Source organism: Hahella ganghwensis DSM 17046, from assembly GCF_000376785.1.
Taxonomy (GTDB): domain Bacteria; phylum Pseudomonadota; class Gammaproteobacteria; order Pseudomonadales; family Oleiphilaceae; genus Hahella; species Hahella ganghwensis.
In genome coordinates, this window is sequence record NZ_AQXX01000142.1 from 90,153 (window position 1) to 110,987 (window position 20,835).

The window sequence follows — 20,835 nt, forward strand, 5'->3', positions numbered from 1 at the left end:
TCAGCTTTGAGAGCGTTATACGTAATAATCCACCAGTTGATCCAGCGCCAGACCCTGTTCTACGCCGTGCGAGGTCTCCTCACCCTGCAGATCGTCAGCCATTGCCAGGTCCTGATTCCCGGATTCATCCTGACCGTCCCCGCTCTCAGCACCGGATTGCTCGCCCTGCTGACTTGATACATCAAACTGAGAGAGCTCAATTCCCTGATCCGCCAGCATGTCGCGTAATCGGTTCACCGTACCCTCCATCAGGTCGCGGGTCACCGCATGCTGACTGTGAACCTGGATATGAGCCTGATCTTTATGCACCTGAATCTTCATTTCAATAGGACCAAGTTCAGCCGGATTCAAATGAATCTTCGCGCTCTGAATATTCTGGTTTACCATCCACATCACCTTGTTCGCCATACCATCCTTCCATTCCGGATGCTGCAACGATTGCTGCAAAGTAGTGATATAGGGACCTGATGCTATACCCGCGTCAGCTCTGGCAGGACTCAGTTGCATCGCCAGTTGTCCTGGTATGGAAGCATTCTGGGCCGGTAATTTAATCTGTCCACTGTCAGCCAGCTTTGCCAGAATTGCCTCAAGCCCCTGCTGGTCACTACCGCCGGCCTTCAGATTCAGCGAAGGTGCAGACACTTTTCCGATAAAGTCTTTCAATAGCTGCGAAACCTCAGCCACTTTCTCAGGCTCGACACCTTTCAGAGCATTCTCTACTCCCTGCTTGCCTTTAGCGTTCTTCAAAATGGACTGAATGACTTTCGCCAGCTCAGTTCCGGCCTCGCCAGCATCAGCGACTTCAGCGCCTTTTACCTGTCCACCCTTACCGCCAGCCAGCGCCGCAAGAGTGGTGATAAATTCAACCACTTCGTCAGAGGTTTCCGTATTCGCAACAGATAAATCCTGGGCCAACAACTCTTCCGCAACGACAGCCTCGACAACGGCTTCGCCGCCTCCCTCATCTGCGGTTTCTCCGGCATCAGCCTTTGGATCGTCGACTTCCCCGGCGCTTGCCTCTTTGACCGGCAAAGAATCTCCGCCATTGTCAGACTCTTCTACAGCCCTATCTTCCTCATGACCATCTTTCTTGCGGTCAGCCTCATGTGATCGATTATCTGAGCGTGCACTGGAAGCCTCCTCTCTGGAAGCCTCCGGCTTTGAAGTGTCTTTTCGCTCGGAGGCACTACCGACACTGTCGTTATACACTTCAGAAAACGGTTTTTTCTTTTCTGCCATAGAGTTAAAGGAATCAGCCACAGAAGAAGATGTTTTTTTCGCCGCGGCTTTCGGTGTGGAAGCGATGTCCAGAATCGACGTTGATGCAGGTGCAGCCATAACGACCTCTTTCGATGTATTCCAACCACAGGCAAGAATCTCGCCTGCGGCAATCAATCATTCAAAGTGGTTATATGCACAGAACGGGCCAAGGGGCAAAGTCACCTCTGGCGAACAGATAAAACTTCATTCCGAATGGCCAGATCGAAGTATGGCCTCAATAGGTCAGACGTAGTCCTTCAGTAGATCCGTTACCTGCTCAAATTCCTCCTTAATATCGCCTACCAGTTCTCCAGCGGCATCCATCTGATCACTGTATCCCAGTTCTTCCCCCTGTCGACACAGCTCGGAAAGCCTTGGCAACCCAAGGTTGGTCGCGCTACCTTTGAGGCTATGGCAGGCTCTGCCAAAAGCAGCGGAGTCTCCAGAATCCAGTTGATGCTGAATATCTTCAAGACGCTGAGCTGAGTCATCCAGGAAGGTAGTCACCAGAAACTCGAATTCACCTTCCATCATTTCCCGCAGGTCTGACAGAACGGCATCATTCAGATGTGTTTCAATAGTCATTATATAAGCCTTGAATTCAGTGCGACTGACATCACAGCAGTCAGTTCATCTTTTTATTGTTTTATACGCCTACTGCGAAAATTACTATCACCCGTTTGGCCTCCGCCAATTGCCTATAATCTTGTCAGACGTTATACGGTGAGCCTTTCCGGGGATTTCCCCTGCCACCATTATACTGATAAAGGGGCTTATAATCGCCATTCATATTCAACTTCCACCACATTGCCTGGCTCAAAATATTCCACCCGCCGGCAAAGGGACTTCAACAACGCCACCCCACGCCCGGAATACTGACTGGCACAAGGCTGTGTAGAATTGATTTTCTGCCAGTTAAACCCTTGCCCACTGTCTTCCACCCGGATAGTCAGCACTCCTCCCTGATGTGTTCCATCATGCTTGAGACGGACCATTACATGGGCATCCACAAGTTGATTGCAACGCTGCTCACGTAGCCGATAGTACTCGGCAAAACCTTCCGAACTGTTTTTCAGACTGGAATCCAGCTTCAGCACACCATGATCCAGCGCATTGGAATAAAGCTCACTGATAATGGTGAAGATTTCACCATTAAAACTACGCATACCGGGAACTTCCATGACGATCTGTAGCAATAATGGGATCGGATCAAACCTGGCCAGAGAGTCATCCGTCAGGCGATAACTCATCTCCCATTTCCCCGGCCCCCTGCCACCGGCACTGGCATGTTCACTTTCATGTATCCCCAGCTCATGCTCTGGCATCATGGTGACTTCCGCCATGGTGAGATCATCCCCTGGCCCGCAATCACCAGCAAACGCCAGCACATCCCGCTGAATCCGATAGAAGAGCTCATCAGACTCGATATATTGTTCGACTAACGCCTGCAAGCGCTCTTCGCCATAAAACTCATTTTGGGAATTTGCAGCCTCAATGATACCGTCTGACCAGAGGTAGAAACGGTCACCATCATGCATTTCATAACGTTCAGTTGAGGCATCGAAAGAATCACTGCCACGAATACCCAACGGCAGATGCCGCGATGGCACTTTGATCAGTTTGCCGCCCTGCAACAGGTAACCACTGGGCAGCCCGCCACTCCATATTTCAATCGACTTGTCGCCGAATTCCACATCGATCATCGTGGCACAGCAGAAAAATCCAACCGGCAGTATGGTTTTCAGTTTCAGATTGATTTCCCGGAGGATATCCGGCAGTGCGTACCCCTTGGTGGTCATCCCGTAGAATATCTCTGCCATAGGCATAGCCCCGATCGCCGCAGGCAGACCATGGCCGGTAAAATCCCCAAGCAGAACATGCATCCCGCCAGAGGGCTTCTGGCATGCCAACAGGACATCACCGTTAAACACCGACAATGGTGACAGCAAGTGACGGATGTTTCTTGCCCCCAGACAGCCGACATGAGCGACATTGTCAAAGACCTTTTTGGCAACTTCCTGTTCCCTGACCAGATGCTCATTGTGATCAGCGATCTGATCCCTTTGCATCTGCAGCGTCCTGTGCATCACCCGCATACGATTAAAGGCATTAATTTTGGCCTGCAGAATGATGGGGTTATAGGGTTTTGAAAGAAAATCATCACCGCCGGCTTCCAAACACTTGGCCAATGACTCTGCATCACTCAAAGAGGTCAGGAAAATAATAGGAACAAGATCTTCACCTGAGAGCTTTTTGATCTCCTTGGCAGCATCAAAACCGTCCATGCGGGGCATAAGAGCGTCCAACAAGATAATATCTGGCTCTTCTGCAGAAAATTTCTCTACCGCATCCACACCGTCTACGGCAGTCACAACATGATGTCCCTGACGTTTGACGATGGCCTGAAGGATAAGACGGTCAGAATGATTGTCATCGGCAATCAGAATCTTGAGAGGGCCTGCGGAAGCTTCCTCAGGTTTGGGGGCTGACTCCGTTACCACGTTGAAAATCTCAGTTATGGTATGGATTACCCGGCCGGTTTCATCATCAGATCCACCCTATCACTTGTTCCGTTTCAACATCAGACGCATGGCTCACTATCGAAAACCATGACCAGTTAACGAAAACCATAGTGACATCATGAAAACTATGGCGTAATAACGGAAACGCAGTGTATTGACTGAAACCACCCGGTCTTTTAATGCCTCATCGTGCCCGAAAGGGCATTACTGAATGACAAACAGTTGTTCAAAATTGGAAATGGTCAGAATTTTTCGGACATCATTGTTGCAATTGAGAATCTGGATATTGGCGCTGTCACCTCCGGCATAATCTCTCAGCAATAGCAGCATGCCCAGCGCAGAACTGTCGAGATAGGTCGTTTCAGCCATATCAATTTTATAGTGCTCATAGGGGCCTTCCGGGTTTTCATAGGCATCCCGAAATTCCTGATGGGAACTGAAGTCGAAACGGCCTTTTATACTGATTGTCAGCTCTGCCTGATTTGTCGACCTACTAGTCGTAATGGACATGTTTCCTCCTTATCCAGGTGTTTCCTTACCTAAAATAGTTTAAGAAAACTTCTTTAACATTTCATTCGTATTGTTGCGGCCAGCCTGACGACCCCTTTCACTGTCATATCCCTGACACATCGTCCGTAAGCATGCCCGGCCGCCATATTCCTGAATGCCATTAACCTGAATATAGTATCAAGTTGTAAAAACCGAAAAATATTAATTCTTTTACACTAGTGGACCATGCGAAAAATTCAGCAACTTATTCTTCGCCATTTTCCCTCTGACTCTGTTGCTTTGTCTTTGACGCAGTACCACTGGAGTTTGTTGATGTTTCATCTCACATTCATGCTGGAGTCTCGTTTTGCTCTCAGTAACAGTGGAAGGGGTGCCTCAGGACCATTGATTCATGCGACCGACAACCAATGCAAGCAACTGACAGCGCACGATGAAGCAAATTGGCACCCTCTCTGGCACATTCTTACATTAAAGACATTACGTACGTTAAAGAAAGCCTCCTAACCAACTTCCCATACACCCCGATATCGCAAGGGATGCATGGGAAGTCAGAAATGCGCCTCCGAACCAACCGGCAACTCAACAGACCCTAATAATAATCAATAGCTTAAACTCTGAAAATGTCCAATCCGAAACAGGTCAATTATATGTTTTTGTGAGCCCGTCGATAAGCTGCATCGTCAAGTCGACGTTGCTCTTTACGGTCTTCCTCTAACGTTTCTTCCTGACGACAGCGCTCAATATGTTCTTCCATGTTCTTTTTTTTCTGGTAGACCGCCTGCCATTTGCCGGTTTGCGCCTCCAGTTTCTGCTTGAGCAAAAGTGATTGTTGCTGCTGCTGCTCAATGGCAGTCCCCAATCGACTGATGAAAACATGAAACGTCTGAATATGCCTGACGGATTTGACAGAGGCACTGTTACTTTTCAAGTCCTCCTGGTACTGCCTCTGGTAGGCAATCAGTTGCTCAATCTTGTCTTCAGAAGCCTGCATCTGGGTACGGATCTGCCCCAATAACTGCCGCTCCTGATCTTCCTCCCTGGCGATCAGATCAAGCACAATCTGCAGGCGCTGAGAGCGTTTTTGCGTCGGCATTAACGCCTATCCTCCGGATATGTTGACGAAGCAGTGGAAAGCCTGCTGTGAGAACTATCCTCTCTGCAACTGTGGAGTCTGTGGTGCCCCTTTGTCTGCCTTGGGCGTATCGAACAAGCGCCCCAGGCTTCCAATACTATCTTCCAACGACGCACTTTCCTTCAACCCCTGCTGAAGAAATTTTCGCATGTGCGGATAACGCTCAATGGCATAGTCTGTTTCCTTATCCGAACCTTGGACATAAGCTCCAACACTGATCAGATCGCGGGTTTGCTGATAACGGGAATAGAGTTGTTTGAAGCGTTGTGCCTGCTGAAAGTGATCCGGCTTGGTCACCTGAGGCATGACTCGACTGATAGAAGCTTCAATATCAATAGCAGGATAATGACCTTCCTCCGCAAGACGCCGGTTAAGCACAATGTGACCATCCAGAATCGCTCTGGCCGCATCAGCGATTGGATCCTGCTGATCATCCCCTTCAGTCAGAACCGTATAAAAGGCCGTAATAGAGCCGCCTCCTGGCTTTCCGTTTCCAGCCCTCTCCACCAATTGCGGCAGCTTGGCAAATACTGAGGGCGGGTAACCTTTTGTCGCTGGAGGCTCCCCGACGGACAGAGCGATTTCCCGTTGCGCCTGTGCGTAGCGGGTCAGACTGTCCATCAACAGTAATACATTCTTGCCCTGATCCCGGTAATACTCTGCAATCCGGGTGGTTAACACTGCCGCCCGCAGACGCATCAGAGGAGAGTCATCTGCCGGAGAAGCAACCACCACTGACCGGGACAGACCTTCCTCACCTAAAATATCCTCAATAAACTCCTTTACCTCACGCCCCCGCTCACCAACCAGTCCGACCACAGTGATATCAGCATTGGTAAATCGTGTCATCATGCCCAGCAGCATACTTTTACCGACACCACTGCCGGCAAACAAGCCCAGACGCTGACCAATTCCCACCGATAACAATGAATTGATCGCCCGGATACCTACATCCAGCTTTTGACGGATCGGCGCCCGATGCAACGGATTGATAGGCTCACCAAACAAATCCACATGGTGATCGGCCTCGATCGCTCCCCGACCATCCAACGGCTCACCCGCCCCGTTTAACACCCGTCCCAGCAGTTTTTGCCCTACCCCGATACGTCCGACACCAGCCATTGGCCGCACCCGTGCACCGGGTTGCAGCCCTTCAACAGCTGCCATGGGCATCAGATAAATTCTGTCTTCTGCAAAGCCCACAACTTCCGCTTCCACCATGCGCCCACCACGAACCTCGATCAGGCAACGCTCTCCCAGAGTCATCGGACAACCTACAGCCTCCAGCGTCAGCCCAATAACACGAGTCAAGCGACCGTTAATCTCCGGACGAATCTGTGTGGGAACATAATTCTGGTATTGCTTCAGACGATCAGCCAGGTTCATGATCAGACCTCTCCCCGGAAGGGAAATCGTCCGGGTGCTTCAACGACGCTTCATTCTCCCCAGACTCAGAGTCTGGGTCCGATTTCAGCTTACTCTTGTTTTCAGTCTCATTGCTGACGATCTCTTCCGCATCATCTATAGACTTCGCAGCGGGGTTTTGAATGGCAGCCTCTTCAACAGCAGATTCGAGCAGATCCCGATGAAAATCGCTCATTTCCCCCATCTGATCAGTGTAATCATGGGCGTCTGAACTCTCCGTTTCATCACTGTGCCGGGACAACAGTTGCTGTATTGCGGCCTGAAAACGCTTTTCTACAGTATAATCCAGTAAGGTATGCCGGGTTTCCACGCGACAACCGCCAGCCATCATCTTGGAATCTTTGGAGTATCGATAGGTATGATCGGCTGGCAAGTGTTCTTCCAGATAGGCTGCGTCCGCTGGAGAAATATACACCGTCACCTGTTCTTCCGTATTTGGCAGCGCAGCCAATGCTTCCCTGACCACCGTAGCAATTTGAGTTGGCCCCATGGTCAGTTCCCGAAAGATAACTGAGCGACTGATAGCGAATATCAGATTGAGCATGGCTTCCTCAACCTCTTCCTGGCATTCCTGGATCGGTTGCTGCAGCGCACGCAATAGCTGTTCGAACTGGGTCATCTGGGCCTGGATAGCAGCACTTCTCACTTTGAGCGCCGCCGCTTCACCTTTGGCGGTGCCCAGTTTCAAGCCTTCCTGCTTTCCTTCTTCCAGACCTTTTCGGTAGCCTTCATCCCGGCCAGCTTTAAGGCCTTCGGCTTTCCCCTGCTCCAGACCTTCCTCATAGGCAGCCTCACGAATACCTTCAAGTTCCGCCGCTGTCGGAGGCTTATGGGATTTTGACGCAGATTGCCGATTCTCAAATTCTTCCCCAATCACCGGCAACTCCCAGCGCTCATAGGCTGTGAGCTGTTCTGGTGGCGTCTTGGGATCGGATTTCTTCATCGGTGTTTCCTGGCTTGATAGAGGCGGTAGATGAACTATTTGACGGCAGTCAGCAGCAAGCGGCTACCGCTAATCTATTACAACATTTCCTCGCCGGCGCCACCAAGCATAATCTCGCCCGCATCTGCCATACGTCGGGCAATCGTAAGAATTTCTTTCTGGGCCGCTTCCACTTCACTGATTCTGACCGGTCCGCGAGCCTCCAGATCATCTCGCAGCAATTCCGCAGCCCGTTTTGACATATTCCGGAACACTTTCTCCTGCAGGTCGTCATCAGCCCCTTTCAATGCCAAAATCAGGTTGTCAGAGGAGACTTCCCGCAGCAGAGCCTGAATACCGCGATCATCCACATCCTTCAGATTATCGAACACAAACATCAGATCTTCGATCTGGGTTCCGAGATCCGTATCCATCTCCTTGATGGAATCCATTAACGGCGCTTCAATACTGCTATCCATGAAGTTCATGATGTTAGCCGCACATTTCACACCGCCAATTTTACTTGTCTGGGCAGAGGTACCGCCGGAAAACTGACGCTCAAGAATATTATTCAATTCCTGCAGCGCCTGAGGCTGTATCGTCTCCAGGGAGGCGACACGCATGATAATATCCAGCCGCACTTTTTCATCGAAGTTGGCCAGCACTTCAGCGGCCTGGTCCGCATCCAGATAAGAAATGACAATCGCCTGAATCTGCGGATGTTCATAGCGAATAATATCGGCAACCGCTCGGGACTCCATCCATTTTAATGTATCCAGCCCAGTTGTATTGCCTCCCATCAAGATCCGGTCAATCAAGCCGGAGGCCTTGTCTTCCCCCAGTGCCTGGGTGAGCATGGTGCGGATATAGTCATCAGCCCCGATCCCCAGACCGGTTTGCCCGCCAACAGCCTCCAGGAACTCTGATGTCACCTGCTCAACCACTTCCTGGGTAACATTCTGCAGCTGCGCCATCTGAGCGCCAACACGCTGCACTTCCTTCGGCCCCATATGCTTCAGGATCTGTGCGGCATCTGCCTCACCCAGAGACATCAGCAATATGGCAGCCGCTTCAGTCCGATTGACCTTTCGTACCGGCTTTTTTTCGCCAGATTTTGCTTCACTCATCCGCCATTACCCACTGCCGAACCACCTGAGCTACGCGACCAGGATCCTCGGCGACAAGACCTTTTAATGCGTTAATCTGTTTTTCATAACTCTCGGAAGCTCCCGGGAGCATAAACTCACCGCTGGCTGACAGTCCTACGCCTTCTTCCACTCCTTCAGTATCGCCAAGCTTTTGTAATTCTACCAATCCTTCTTCGTCTCCTGCGAGAGCAAGATCCTTTGCTTCCGATCCACCGGTCGACAGGTTTTTAAGTGTGGGGCGGATTACCCCGAACACGAGAATCAGGATAATCAATATGGCAGCCACCCATTTCAACAGCCCACCAGCCCAAAGCTCCCACAGTTGCTGCACTATGGAAAGTTCTTCTTCGACAAACTCCTGCTCTTCGGCCAGGAACGGCGTGTTAATCACATTCACACTGTCTCCTCTGGCCGCAGAATAGCCCACTGCATCGCGCACCAACACCGTCAGCCGCTCCAGCTCTTCCTGGGGCCAAGGCTCCATGGTCACGCCATCAGGTCCAGGGCGTCGAATATCGTCCACCACCACAGCCACTGTCAGCCGCTTAATTTTACCCTGATGATGCTTGATGTAACTGACAGTCCGGTCCACTTCATAGTTTCTAACGGTCTGCTTGCGAATATCGGTAGATTGGCTCTGTCCTTGCCCCTGAGCTCCCCCGCCTGCCTGCTCCGGCACACTCGTCTCGCCCGGTGGCTGGTTGGAAAGCGCTCCCGGAATCCCTTGTGGTCCGGTACCCGCCACTCTTTGCTCACCAATTTCCTGCTCGCTACGAATCGCCTGCAGGTCAGGGTTGAATACTTCTTCTGCCTGTTCAATGGCGGTAAAGTCCACATCAGCTGACACTTCCGCCCGGAATCTGCCCATCCCCAGAATCGGCTCAAGAATACTGTTGACCCTGCGATTCAGAACCTCTTCCATTTTGCGGGCATATTCAAACTCTCTGGAAGTGCGACGATCATCCTCACTCAGATTATTCATGGAAAGCAGGGTACCGCGCTGATCTACAACGGTGACATCGCTCTGATCCATCTCTGGCACACTACTGGATACCAGATTCACGATGGCCTCAACCTGAGAGGGCTGCAAGGAACGGGTACCAATCAGTTCCAGAAAGACAGAGGCGGAAGGTTTACGATTATCACGTACAAAGACACTTTGTTTGGGAATGGCCAGATGCACCCGCGCACTTTTAACGTTACGCAGACTGGCAATGGTTCTCGCCAGCTCTCCTTCAAGTCCACGACGATAGCGAGTGGACTCCATGAATTGACTTGTCCCCAGACCTGTATCCTGATCCAACAGCTCAAAACCAATGGTCTTATCTTGTGTAATACCCGCTGAGGCCAACTGCAAACGAGCTCTATGGAGATCTTCTGCCGCGATCAACAAAGCCCCCGTCTTCGGCTCTATTTTGAAGGCGACATCGTTCTGGTTCAGGATACTGGCCACTTCAGTTGCATCGTAGCGACTCATGTCCGCAAATAGAGGCTGATAGGCAGGCTCGTTAGCCCACAGGATGATGGCAATCCCCATGGCGATACTGGCAGCCACTCCAATCATCAACACCAGTTGTCGCAATAACGAGAGGCGATTGAACCCCAGCAGCATATCGCTTTTGTTTTCAATCAGATCAGTATCGGCGCCACCAACATTGGCCGTCATATTGTTGCCTGGAATTTCAGCCGGTACGGATGCCATGGGAAACCTCTATTACAAACTTGTTGTCATGCAGAAACCGTTTCTCAACCATTTCATACTGTTCTTAGATCACTGCTGCTCTTAGATCATTACAGGTCTAAAATTGTTTTAGATCGGCATTTTCATAATATCTTCGTAGGCCTGGACCACCTTGTTTCTCACCTGAGTCAACGCCTGAAAAGCAATGGAAGATTTCTGGGAGGCAATCATCACTTCTGTCAGATCTGCCTGAGGATCGCCAGCCTGATAAGCCGTCGCCAGATTATTGGCGTTCTGCTGCAGATCGTTCACCTGGCCGACCGCCTGCGTCAGCATCTGATTAAAACTTGGGGCCGCTTCTTTCGCCTGCTGTACACCACGAACTTCATTGGGATTGACTTCGGGCTGGACTTTGACAGGCTGCTGCATCTGCGAACGAATGCTTCTGATTTCCGCCAAAACATTGTTAATGTCCACTCGATTATTCATGCTGCACTCCTCGTCTCGATACCCAATCCCGATGACAGGTGACGCCACTCATGCTCTGCGTCAATAATTCGTCGTTTCAGGCTGAAAAATGGGTAAATTGAAAGCCTTTCCCATTACAAAGCAGATTCCATACCATCTGCGAAAAAGCCTTATACTGCCCGTGCCAACTGTTCATCCACATCAATACCACAATCCCGCATACGGGCAATTTTATATCGCAGCGTCCGGGGAGAAATACCCAACTTTTCCGCCACCCGGTTGCGACGCCCACCCTCACTTTTCAAAGTATCCAGGATGATCTGGAACTCACGCATTTTCATTTCCTGCCCCAAGCCACTGGTGTCTTCGTCCTCCACCCGGAGGCTCTCAGTCGCCACATCATCACCAGACACACTGCTATCCGTCGAGACAGCATGATTCATCATCACGTTATCGAGACCGGCACCTTCAAGACACAGATCCGCAGCTGTAATCACACCACTTTGCTGCAGTATCAAGGCTCGCTGGACAGCGTTATCAAGTTCACGGACATTACCAGGCCAGCTATGGGACATGAGGACGCCTCTGGCGCTGTCATCAAACCTGACAAAGGACAATTTCATCTTACGTGCATGATTCGCCAGCAGGTGTTCCGCCAATGGCACGATATCATCCCGCCGTGCACGCAGCGGCTGCCAGGAGATTGGAAATACAGACAACCGATAGTACAAATCTTCCCGGAAGCGACCTTCCTGAACATAGGTTTTCAAATCCCGATTGGTCGTCGCTAACACCCTGACATCGAGTTGAATGCTTTTACGCCCCCCGATTCTCTCCACTTCACGCTCCTGCAGAACACGCAACAGCTTAGCCTGCAAACCCATATCCATTTCCGAGACTTCATCCAGCAGCAGAGTTCCGCCGTTAGCCTGCTCAAACTTTCCAGGCATGCTGGCATGAGCACCGGTAAAAGCGCCTTTTTCATGTCCGAATAACATGGCTTCCAGCATATTCTCCGGAATTGCGGCACAATTGATTGCAATAAATGGCGCATTACGGCGTGACGATTTCTGATGAATATAGCGCGCCAGCACTTCTTTACCGGTACCGCTTTCCCCCGAAATCAACACCGTAGAATCTGTTCTGGCCACCCGCAAAGCTAACTGGAAAACCCGTTTGCTATTGATATCGACAGCTACGGGTTCATCTTTCGAGGATTCATTGGCGGTTTTGCCCAGGTATTTTTCCAGCATGGATACCAGCGCTTCAGATTCGAACGGCTTCACCATGTAATCCACCGCCCCTTTCTGCATCGCCGCCACCGCCTGACTGATCTGTCCATATGCAGTCATCAATAGCACTGGTATGCCAGGATATTGGCGCCGGACCTCTTCCATTAACTCAAACCCATTCATCCCCGGCATATTTACATCGCTGACCACCATGTCCACCGTCTTTTGCTCCAGCACCGCCAGAGCCTCTTTGGCAGAGTCGACGCCAATGTATTCAAAGCCATGGATTTCCAGCGTCGTGGTTAACGCATCCAGCAGTTCCAGATCATCTTCCACAATTAGCACTGTTGATTTATTCATGGGTTCTCTCCCGGGTATCAAATTCGTTTTACTACCAGTTTCCAGCCTGTCGGCCTCAACTAATGCCGATCAACGTCGGCTGGTGATGCCATCATTCGCCATGACACACCGGCAACGTCATGATGGCGCGAGCCCCTTTACCAAGGCCTTTGGAGGTAATAAAGAACCTGCCATGATGGGCCTGAGCCACACTATTCACCACTGCCAACCCCAATCCTGTTCCATTGGACTTAGTGGTATAAAATGCATCCATCAGCCTTACTGTCTCTTCAGGCTCAAAGCCTGCTCCGTTATCTCGCACCTCAATAGAAGCGAACCCTTTCACAGGAACATTGAAATGCACCTCAATGACCGGCGCCTCTACGCCGGACAAAGCTTCGCAAGCATTATTAATCAGGTTCTGAAGGGCACCGATCAGAGCATCCTTGTTCCCGACCAGATCGACATTAACGTTGTCCGCGTACCATTTAATGGAAAGATTGTCAGGACCCCGCCCTCCTTCGGCAGCCACTCGTGTCTGCTCGTAGAGGTCCGCCAATGAAATTCTCTCCGCAATGGGTGAGTCTCCTTTGGCGAACACCAGCATATCCCGGACCTGTTGCTCCAGATGAGCAAGCCTTGACTGCAGCTTTCCAGCACACTTGATTCGCAGAGCCGGCGTAATGTCTTCTGCTGCCAGATGACTGGCATACAACATTGCCGCAGATAATGGCGTTCTGATCTGATGAGCCAGTGAAGCAACCATTTTCCCCATCGCCGAAAGGCGCTCATTACGCGCCAACTGTGATTGCAGGTTACGAGTTTCTGTCAGGTCCGAGAGCAGAATCAGCTGCCCGAAACCATTTTCCAGAGAGCACGTCTGAATATTCAGGCGACGACCATCCTTCAGAGAAACTTCATGCCCATCATCAGCTTTTGGTGAAAAGCAGCGCTGAATAATATCCACCCAACGCTCTCCCTCAAGCGGCTCACCCAGAAGATCAACAGCGGCGGGATTGCAGTCCTGAACCGACCCCCTGGCATCGAGTACCACGACACCAGCAGGAAGCGCCTTCAGCAAAGTGGAAAGCCTGTCGGCCAGTTTCTCTTTTTCTTCAAATTCCGCCTGACGCCGGCGGCCCAGAATTTTCAATTCCTCGGCCAGCGCACTGATACGCCCATTCAGCTCGGAGTAGGAGTGCGAAATTTCATCGGCAATATCATCAAAGAGAGCGACGGCCCGATCCATCTCATGGTCTGGCTGGCGCGGGATGGCAGACCTTGAAGGCTGGTTGAACTTAGTGTTCAGAGCCTGGTCGGTGGTTAGTGAATGCAACATCGTCACATTCGCTTCAGTCCCTCTGTCAGATACTGCTTTTGGTAAACTCATAAGTTTCCCCGACTTTTCATAACGATGATTCTTTGACACACAAAGAGGCGCTACGGGGTACCAATCACAGATCATGCCACCTGCATTTTTTACTTTTTATTCATATAGATAGAGAAACAGATTATCGGCCTGTGGCGGATTTTTGACGCAGAGAATTGAAAACCTGGGCGCTGGAAACACCTAAACACAGCGCAACTGAAGGACAAACCAATGAAGTGAAATAGTTGGTCGCTGTGACAGAAAAGCGAATACTCCATCACAGCAACGGAAGGAATGAAAATTACTCAGAGGTATTCAGATTATATTTCCTGACTTTTTCTACCAGGGTGGTACGGCGAATATGAAGTCGCTCTGCCGCTCTGGCCACAACGCCACCCGCCTCATCAAGCGCCTGTCTAATCAGATCCTTTTCCAGATTGGCCAAATAATCTTTCAAGTCCAGACCGTTGACCGGCAACACTGCCGGACTATTTAGCCCAACCAGACCAGGCTCGCCTTGAGACATCTCGCCCAGGTCCGCCAGATCTTCATCATCGTCATCAATGTGCCTGAATTTGGCCGGCAACTCATGAACCCCAACAACACCGTAGGGATACATGATCGCCAGACGCTCCACCAGATTGGCCAGCTCCCGCACGTTCCCCTGCCACTCATGACGACACAAACTCAATATGGCAGCGGAATTGAAACGAATGGAACCTCGTTTTTCCTTTTCCATTCTGGAAATCAGTTCATTGATCAGCAGAGGAATATCTTCTGAACGCTCCCTTAGCGGAGGCATATCGATAGGAAAAACATTCAGTCGATAATACAGATCTTCCCTGAACTCCCCTTTTTCAATCATCTCATCCAGATTTTTATGAGTCGCAGCAATAATTCTGACATTAGCATCGATTGTTTTACTACTGCCCACTCTTTCAAATGTACGTTCTTGCAATACACGAAGGATTTTCACCTGCATGTGCAAGGGCATATCGCCGATTTCATCCAGAAACAAAGTACCGCCCTGAGCAAGCTCAAAACGTCCAACACGAGAGGTAATCGCCCCTGTAAAAGCCCCCTTCTCGTGTCCGAACAATTCACTTTCCAGCAATTCGGCAGGAATCGCTCCGCAGTTCACTGGCACAAAAGGCTCATTGCGTCGATGGGAGTTATAGTGCAGGTTTCTGGCGACCACTTCCTTACCGGTTCCAGACTCACCGGTAATCAGCACACTGACTTCCTTATCCGCCACCTGAGACATCAGTTCCCGGACCTTCTGGACACTACGACTGGTCCCCACCAGACTCCGAAATAACAGAATTTCCCGCTGCTGCCCACGACCGCGGTTAGCGGCATACTGCTCACGGTAAACCTGTGCCCGATAAAGACAATCCATAAATTTGTTGTATTGTGGCGGCATCTCCAGCTGAGCAATCACTTTTCGATGACAATTATCATCCAAGTGATCCAACTCGGTCTCGCCCAGCATGAGTACCGGCAACCCTGCATCCCACTCATGCATTCTCGTCAGTAGAGCATCCAAATCACCACATTGACTGTCGACCAGTGCGACTCCGACCTCCGAGCTACCTTCAACCTCGCCCGATATATCATCTTCCCAATTATCTTCACCACAAGGCAGACATATTTCCCCCAGGAACTCCAGAATAATCTGAACCGCATGACGCCGTTCATTATTGTTGCTTACCAATAGAACTTTGGTTTCTTTATTCATTGATGTCGTCTATTTTCCCGGCTGTGCACACCGTTGAAGGCTGCTGTTATTATTTCAGGGAATTAAAGTATGAAAATGGGGCTGGGTCAAATAAATGACGCTTTATCCCTTCTGATGTGGTCAAAAGGTAGTCGCATTCAAAAAACCGTCACTTCTGACCTTGATGGACTGCCACACGCTGTAACAGAATACTGAAACCTATCCCTGGTGAACCTCTGAAAGCGACCAGCATGATCACTGCCGCACGAGACTCTCTCTAAAACTTGGAAGAATCCAGATAAGACTTTGCTGCCTTATAGCTTCTCTGCATGGATGCCAGCTCACTGGCAGACTCTCCCTGCTTACGCTGCATGCTAGCCAGAGCGGTGGCATAGGACTGCTGCAGGTTATTCAAATCTTCCCGAATCTCATCACGATTATCGTCTGTAACCGATTGCACCGCCTGACTGATGACATCCCGCACAATTTCATCCAGTGCCGCAATTTGTTGCCATTGCGCCTCCTGCACCAGAAGATCAATTTTCTGCCTCAGAACCCTGAGCTCACTCATGCTGTCGCCTACCCTTGTCTCCGAGATATCTGCTTCTAACATAAAAAAAAGGCCCTGGAATTACCAGAGCCTTTTTCAAAGCACAGCGATTTAGCCGAGGAATTTAATCATAATCCCTGCAGCAACCGCCGAGCCGATAACACCGGCCACGTTTGGCCCCATAGCATGCATTAACAAGAAGTTCTGAGGATTCGCCTCAAGCCCAACCCTGTTCGACACCCTGGCCGCCATAGGTACAGCAGATACGCCCGCCGACCCAATCAGTGGGTTGACCTTATTTTTACTCAGGGCATTCATCAGCTTAGCCATCAGAACCCCAGTGGCGGTACCCACACAGAACGCCGCCAGACCAAGAACCAAAATCCCCAGCGTCTGCACATCCAGAAACTTATCAGCAGACAACTTACTACCGACAGAAAGCCCCAGAACGATGGTTACGATGTTAATCAATGCATTCTGCGCAGTGTCGCTCAAACGGTCCACCACGCCGGATTCCCGCATCAGGTTACCCAGACAGAACATCCCCAGCAGTGGCGCCGCATCAGGCAGGAACAACGCGACCAGGACCAGGAGAATAATCGGGAAGAAAATCTTCTCGACCCGCGACACATGACGCAGTTGCTCCATTTTGATCTTACGCTCTGATTCGGTGGTCAGCGCCTTCATGATCGGCGGCTGAATCAAGGGGACCAATGCCATGTAGGAATATGCCGCAACCGCTATAGCTCCCAGCAGATGCGGAGACAGCAGTGTAGCCACATAGATCGAGGTTGGGCCGTCCGCTCCGCCAATGATACCGATCGCCGCAGCTTCTTTGATGGAGAACTCAATCAGCCCGGATGCATCCAGCGCCGCCGCTCCCAGCACGGTACCAAAAATTCCGAACTGCGCAGCAGCCCCTAACAGCAAGGTACGGGGATTAGCCAACAAAGGACCGAAGTCCGTCATGGCTCCCACGCCCATAAATATCAGAAGCGGCGCTATTCCACTCAGTATGGCCACTGAGAAGAATTGATAGAGCATTCCGTGAGCATACCCCATATCAGTAGCAGCAAAGGTCACGGCCTCATGCATGCCGGCACTCGAACTCTTATAAGCGACCAGCAATTCATGCCTCAACGCCTCATTGATCGTTGCCGCACTATCGAAGGGGACATTCAATGCCGCTGCAATATTCGCAAGTTGATCAGCATTGCCCAGGTGGATTGCATTTTCCACCGCCGACATAGCCAGACCCGCTTCGGGAATATTTGCCATTAACCCACCGAAACCGATAGGCAGCAAAAGCAGAGGCTCGAAGCCTTTGCGGATCGCGAGAAACAGCAACCCCAGACAAATCACGATCATCAGCGCCTGTCCCCATTGCAGGTTATACAGGCCGCTTCCGAATACCAGTTTAGACAAACCTTCCATCATAGAGTCAGTCCCCTTACGACAGGCTCAACAGTGTCTGGCCGACGGTTACTGCGTCACCAGCTTTCACATCGACACTGGCGACAGTACCGGCTTTAGGTGAGCGCACTTCCGTTTCCATCTTCATCGCCTCAAGAATCAGCAAGAGATCGCCTTCCTGAACAGCATGGCCCGGTTGCGCCACAATACGAACAATGTTACCAGCCAGAGGAGCAGCCACTGGTTCTGCAGGACCCGCAGAAGGCGCTGGTGCAGCCGCTGCCGGTGCTGCAGCAGGAGCACCGCCTACAGGTGCCACCGCAGTGATATCACCACCTTCAGAGACTTCTGCCACATAGGATTTGCCATTTACGGTAATGGTATACACCTCAGGCTCGCCAGGTTTGGCCGCCGCTGCCGGTTTCACTTCATCGCCGGTCGGCACAGGTTCAAAGGCATCCGGATTATTGCGGTTTTCCAGGAATTTCAGACCGATCTGCGGGAACAGTGCATAGGTCAGCACGTCATCCACTTTAGCATCCGCCAGCTTGATCCCTTTCTCCTCAGCCAGCTTGGAAAGCTCAGCAGTGAGCTTATCCATTTCCGGCTCCAGCAAATCTGCCGGTCGACAGGTAACAGGCTCTGCGCCTTCCAGTACTCTATCCTGAAGCTCTTTATTGAACGGAGCAGGAGCTGATCCATACTCGCCCTTCAAAACACCTGCTGTTTCTTTGGATATTGACTTGTAACGCTCTCCCGTCAACACATTCAGCACAGCCTGAGTCCCCACAATCTGGGAAGTAGGAGTGACTAGAGGTATGTAACCGAGATCTTCTCTCACCTTGGGAATTTCTTCCAACACGGCGTCCAGCTTATCTCCTGCACCCTGCTCACGAAGCTGGTTTTCCATATTGGTCAACATGCCGCCGGGAACCTGAGCAACCAGAATACGGGAATCCACCCCTCGCAGAGCCCCTTCAAACTTGGCATATTTCTTACGCACACTCCGGAAGTATGCAGCAATCTCTTCCAGCAGATTAATATCCAGACCGGTATCACGATCAGTACCTTCCAGAATCGCTACCAAAGCTTCCGTAGGAGAGTGCCCGTAGGTCATACTCATAGAAGAAATAGCTGCATCCACATTATCGACGCCGGCTTCTGCGGCCTTCAAGGCGGTAGCGGTCGACATACCCGTGGTAGCATGACAGTGCAGATGAATAGGGACAGCCACTTCTTTCTTCAGGCGACTGACAAGCTCATAAGCCACGTAAGGCTTCAACAGGCCTGCCATATCTTTAATCGCAATCGACTCGGCCCCCATACTTTCAACGTTCTTCGCCAGGTCAATCCACATATCGATAGTGTGAACCGGGCTAACAGTGTAGGAAAGTGTACCTTGAGCATGCTTGCCCACTTTCAAAACAGCCTTGACAGCGGTTTCAAGGTTCCTGGGATCATTCATCGCATCAAAAACACGGAATACATCTACACCGTTATCAGCGGCACGCTCCACAAAACGCTCAACAACATCATCGGCGTAATGACGATAGCCCAGCAGGTTCTGTCCACGCAGCAGCATTTGCTGCGGTGTGTTGGGCATAGCTTTCTTTAATTGACGAATACGATCCCAAGGATCTTCGCCAAGATAGCGGATACAGGAGTCAAATGTCGCCCCCCCCCAGGATTCGAGTGACCAGAAGCCAACTTTATCCAGTTTTTCTGCTATGGGAAGCATGTCGTCAAGACGCATACGGGTCGCCAGTATGGATTGATGAGCGTCACGTAAAACAACATCCGTTATACCTAGGGGTTTCTTAGTCTCAGTCATGGGTCTATAGCCTTAGGGTTAAAGGTTTATTCTCGCGTTCCGACACTCACTTCTTGTGGCGTGAGCGGTATTTAGATACGGCGGCCGCGATAACGGCCATAACATCTTGATCTATTTCAGAACCGGACTGCTTTGCCGCAGGTGCCGGCCCAGACGCAGGCGCAGGTTGAGCCTCCGGGAAATATTTATTCACCAGTTTGGACATTAGCGATGTTGCGAAGACCAGAATGGTCAGGAAGAGGAACACAAACCCCATCCCCACAAGCATCAGCGTAATGGCATCTTGGAACAAATCATTCATCTCGCACTACCTGTTATTTTCTTTGAGGCACACTAACGCGGAAGAATCGAGCTCCCGAAATAGTGTCGTTATAGAGATTTACAAAACCTTTAGGAATGGCAAATCCCGCTTAATGTACAGAGATGATATGAGAATCGCAACAAAAGGAGGGGCAAATTGAGAAAAAAGTTTACAATCTTGTCACACTTGTCAATACGTGATTTTACGTATCATCAAACACACCAAGGCCAGAGGTAATTTTTCGTCACAAAAATCAAGCCAAGGGAAATAAGAATGAGAAAAGACAAGGAAGATGGCGCGCCAGGAAGGATTCGAACCTCCGACCGCCTGGTTCGTAGCCAGGTACTCTATCCAGCTGAGCTACTGGCGCGAAGAGTAAAGTCGTTTTTGAAAGTGGCGCGCTCGGGAGGATTCGAACCTCCGACCGCCTGGTTCGTAGCCAGGTACTCTATCCAGCTGAGCTACGAGCGCGCAAATTGTTTTCTATTTGATTGCCACACCCTCAAAGAAGGTGCGGCAAAATCAAATGGCGGAGAGGGAGGGATTCGAACCCTCGATGAGGTTTCCCCCATACACCCTTAGCAGGGGCGCGCCTTCAGCCACTCGGCCACCTCTCCCTAAAAACGCGGCGTATAATACCACAGTTTTTCTAAAATGATAGGGCTAAATCGATAAAAATTTCAGAAAGTTTTCGATTAATCGTCCTGATGGTCTGATTCACCGGCATTAGGTGATTTTTCGCGCTGAATGCGCTGATAAATCTCCTCCCGGTGTACCGCGACCTCTTTCGGCGCATTGACACCAATACGGACTTGGTTACCTTTTACCCCAAGAACGGTTACAGTAACGTCGTCACCCACCATCAAGGTTTCGCCAACACGGCGAGTCAAGATCAGCATTTGAATCTCCTTAAAGATCGACCTATTCCAATCTACCCTTTGTCGCCGACCGGACCGAAATAACTTTCATCGCCACCGACAACTACTGCTCCCTATGAGTATTGTCTAAATTCCGT

The 20,835-nt window shown here is 50.6% G+C and carries 18 protein-coding genes and 3 tRNA genes; all 21 read right to left on the reverse strand.

Annotation, left to right across the window (positions count from 1 at the left end; genetic code table 11):
* Positions 1-15: 15 nt before the first annotated feature.
* Entirely contained in the window at positions 16-1,338 is a 1,323-nt protein-coding gene (locus F566_RS0128525; RefSeq protein ID WP_020410467.1) for a flagellar hook-length control protein FliK, read from the reverse strand.
* 165 nt (positions 1,339-1,503) lie between these two features.
* Complete coding sequence (locus F566_RS0128530) at positions 1,504-1,845, reverse strand: Hpt domain-containing protein (protein ID WP_020410468.1); 342 nt, start codon at positions 1,843-1,845, stop codon at positions 1,504-1,506.
* 188 nt (positions 1,846-2,033) lie between these two features.
* Positions 2,034-3,761, reverse strand: a complete 1,728-nt coding sequence (locus F566_RS0128535; RefSeq protein ID WP_020410469.1) for an ATP-binding SpoIIE family protein phosphatase — start codon at positions 3,759-3,761, stop codon at positions 2,034-2,036.
* 225 nt (positions 3,762-3,986) lie between these two features.
* Positions 3,987-4,292 carry an STAS domain-containing protein gene (locus F566_RS0128540; protein WP_020410470.1) on the reverse strand — a complete coding sequence of 102 codons (306 nt, stop codon included), beginning with the start codon at positions 4,290-4,292 and terminating at the stop codon, positions 3,987-3,989.
* Between the two features lie 643 nt (positions 4,293-4,935).
* Entirely contained in the window at positions 4,936-5,385 is a 450-nt protein-coding gene (gene fliJ / locus F566_RS0128545; RefSeq protein WP_020410472.1) for a flagellar export protein FliJ, read from the reverse strand.
* Positions 5,386-5,439: 54 nt separating this feature from the next.
* Positions 5,440-6,810, reverse strand: a complete 1,371-nt coding sequence (gene fliI, locus F566_RS0128550) for a flagellar protein export ATPase FliI (protein WP_020410473.1) — start codon at positions 6,808-6,810, stop codon at positions 5,440-5,442.
* Positions 6,797-7,792 carry a flagellar assembly protein FliH gene (locus tag F566_RS0128555; RefSeq protein WP_020410474.1) on the reverse strand — a complete coding sequence of 332 codons (996 nt, stop codon included), beginning with the start codon at positions 7,790-7,792 and terminating at the stop codon, positions 6,797-6,799. Before F566_RS0128555 ends, fliI begins: the two co-directional genes overlap by 14 nt.
* 77 nt (positions 7,793-7,869) lie before the next feature.
* Positions 7,870-8,898, reverse strand: coding sequence for a flagellar motor switch protein FliG (gene fliG, locus F566_RS0128560; protein ID WP_020410475.1), 1,029 nt, complete (start codon positions 8,896-8,898; stop codon positions 7,870-7,872).
* A complete protein-coding gene (fliF, locus tag F566_RS0128565) occupies positions 8,891-10,621 on the reverse strand; it encodes a flagellar basal-body MS-ring/collar protein FliF (RefSeq protein WP_020410476.1) in 1,731 nt (576 codons plus the stop codon). Before fliF ends, fliG begins: the two co-directional genes overlap by 8 nt.
* A gap of 108 nt (positions 10,622-10,729) precedes the next feature.
* Positions 10,730-11,089, reverse strand: a complete 360-nt coding sequence (gene fliE / locus F566_RS0128570) for a flagellar hook-basal body complex protein FliE (RefSeq protein ID WP_020410477.1) — start codon at positions 11,087-11,089, stop codon at positions 10,730-10,732.
* Positions 11,090-11,238: 149 nt separating this feature from the next.
* On the reverse strand, positions 11,239-12,660 hold the full coding sequence (locus F566_RS0128575) for a sigma-54-dependent transcriptional regulator (RefSeq protein WP_020410478.1): 1,422 nt from the start codon (positions 12,658-12,660) through the stop codon (positions 11,239-11,241).
* Positions 12,661-12,751: 91 nt separating this feature from the next.
* Positions 12,752-14,029: a sensor histidine kinase gene (locus F566_RS0128580; RefSeq protein ID WP_020410479.1), complete on the reverse strand. Its 1,278-nt coding sequence runs from the start codon at positions 14,027-14,029 to the stop codon at positions 12,752-12,754.
* A 280-nt stretch (positions 14,030-14,309) separates the two neighbouring features.
* Complete coding sequence (locus F566_RS0128585) at positions 14,310-15,746, reverse strand: sigma-54 dependent transcriptional regulator (RefSeq protein WP_020410480.1); 1,437 nt, start codon at positions 15,744-15,746, stop codon at positions 14,310-14,312.
* A 256-nt stretch (positions 15,747-16,002) separates the two neighbouring features.
* Positions 16,003-16,296, reverse strand: a complete 294-nt coding sequence (locus F566_RS0128590; RefSeq protein WP_020410482.1) for a hypothetical protein — start codon at positions 16,294-16,296, stop codon at positions 16,003-16,005.
* 90 nt (positions 16,297-16,386) lie between these two features.
* The gene (locus F566_RS0128595) at positions 16,387-17,709 is read right to left on the reverse strand and encodes a sodium ion-translocating decarboxylase subunit beta (protein ID WP_026180390.1); all 1,323 of its coding nucleotides are present in this window, start codon (positions 17,707-17,709) and stop codon (positions 16,387-16,389) included.
* Between the two features lie 16 nt (positions 17,710-17,725).
* The gene (gene oadA / locus F566_RS0128600) at positions 17,726-19,519 is read right to left on the reverse strand and encodes a sodium-extruding oxaloacetate decarboxylase subunit alpha (protein WP_026180391.1); all 1,794 of its coding nucleotides are present in this window, start codon (positions 19,517-19,519) and stop codon (positions 17,726-17,728) included.
* 46 nt (positions 19,520-19,565) lie between these two features.
* Positions 19,566-19,820 carry an OadG family protein gene (locus F566_RS0128605; RefSeq protein WP_020410485.1) on the reverse strand — a complete coding sequence of 85 codons (255 nt, stop codon included), beginning with the start codon at positions 19,818-19,820 and terminating at the stop codon, positions 19,566-19,568.
* 293 nt (positions 19,821-20,113) lie between these two features.
* A tRNA-Arg gene (locus tag F566_RS0128610) sits at positions 20,114-20,190 on the reverse strand.
* A gap of 24 nt (positions 20,191-20,214) precedes the next feature.
* A tRNA-Arg gene (locus F566_RS0128615) sits at positions 20,215-20,291 on the reverse strand.
* A gap of 56 nt (positions 20,292-20,347) precedes the next feature.
* Positions 20,348-20,437: transfer RNA gene (locus F566_RS0128620), tRNA-Ser, on the reverse strand.
* A gap of 78 nt (positions 20,438-20,515) precedes the next feature.
* Positions 20,516-20,719 (reverse strand): carbon storage regulator CsrA, encoded by a 204-nt coding sequence (gene csrA, locus F566_RS0128625; protein WP_020410486.1) that lies wholly within the window; start codon positions 20,717-20,719, stop codon positions 20,516-20,518.
* Positions 20,720-20,835 lie beyond the last annotated feature (116 nt).

Excerpts from the sequence above, each read along its gene's own strand:
- F566_RS0128525 (WP_020410467.1), bottom strand. The coding sequence starts at position 1,338 with ATGGCTGCACCTGCATCAACGTCGATTCTGGACATCGCTTCCACACCG.
- F566_RS0128530 (WP_020410468.1), bottom strand. The coding sequence starts at position 1,845 with ATGACTATTGAAACACATCTGAATGATGCCGTTCTGTCAGACCTGCGG.
- F566_RS0128540 (WP_020410470.1), bottom strand. The coding sequence starts at position 4,292 with ATGTCCATTACGACTAGTAGGTCGACAAATCAGGCAGAGCTGACAATC.
- fliJ (WP_020410472.1), bottom strand. The coding sequence starts at position 5,385 with ATGCCGACGCAAAAACGCTCTCAGCGCCTGCAGATTGTGCTTGATCTG.
- fliI (WP_020410473.1), bottom strand. The coding sequence starts at position 6,810 with ATGAACCTGGCTGATCGTCTGAAGCAATACCAGAATTATGTTCCCACA.
- F566_RS0128555 (WP_020410474.1), bottom strand. The coding sequence starts at position 7,792 with ATGAAGAAATCCGATCCCAAGACGCCACCAGAACAGCTCACAGCCTAT.
- fliG (WP_020410475.1), bottom strand. The coding sequence starts at position 8,898 with ATGAGTGAAGCAAAATCTGGCGAAAAAAAGCCGGTACGAAAGGTCAAT.
- fliF (WP_020410476.1), bottom strand. The coding sequence starts at position 10,621 with ATGGCATCCGTACCGGCTGAAATTCCAGGCAACAATATGACGGCCAAT.
- fliE (WP_020410477.1), bottom strand. The coding sequence starts at position 11,089 with ATGAATAATCGAGTGGACATTAACAATGTTTTGGCGGAAATCAGAAGC.
- F566_RS0128575 (WP_020410478.1), bottom strand. The coding sequence starts at position 12,660 with ATGAATAAATCAACAGTGCTAATTGTGGAAGATGATCTGGAACTGCTG.
- F566_RS0128580 (WP_020410479.1), bottom strand. The coding sequence starts at position 14,029 with ATGAGTTTACCAAAAGCAGTATCTGACAGAGGGACTGAAGCGAATGTG.
- F566_RS0128585 (WP_020410480.1), bottom strand. The coding sequence starts at position 15,746 with ATGAATAAAGAAACCAAAGTTCTATTGGTAAGCAACAATAATGAACGG.
- F566_RS0128590 (WP_020410482.1), bottom strand. The coding sequence starts at position 16,296 with ATGAGTGAGCTCAGGGTTCTGAGGCAGAAAATTGATCTTCTGGTGCAG.
- F566_RS0128595 (WP_026180390.1), bottom strand. The coding sequence starts at position 17,709 with ATGGAAGGTTTGTCTAAACTGGTATTCGGAAGCGGCCTGTATAACCTG.
- oadA (WP_026180391.1), bottom strand. The coding sequence starts at position 19,519 with ATGACTGAGACTAAGAAACCCCTAGGTATAACGGATGTTGTTTTACGT.
- F566_RS0128605 (WP_020410485.1), bottom strand. The coding sequence starts at position 19,820 with ATGAATGATTTGTTCCAAGATGCCATTACGCTGATGCTTGTGGGGATG.
- csrA (WP_020410486.1), bottom strand. The coding sequence starts at position 20,719 with ATGCTGATCTTGACTCGCCGTGTTGGCGAAACCTTGATGGTGGGTGAC.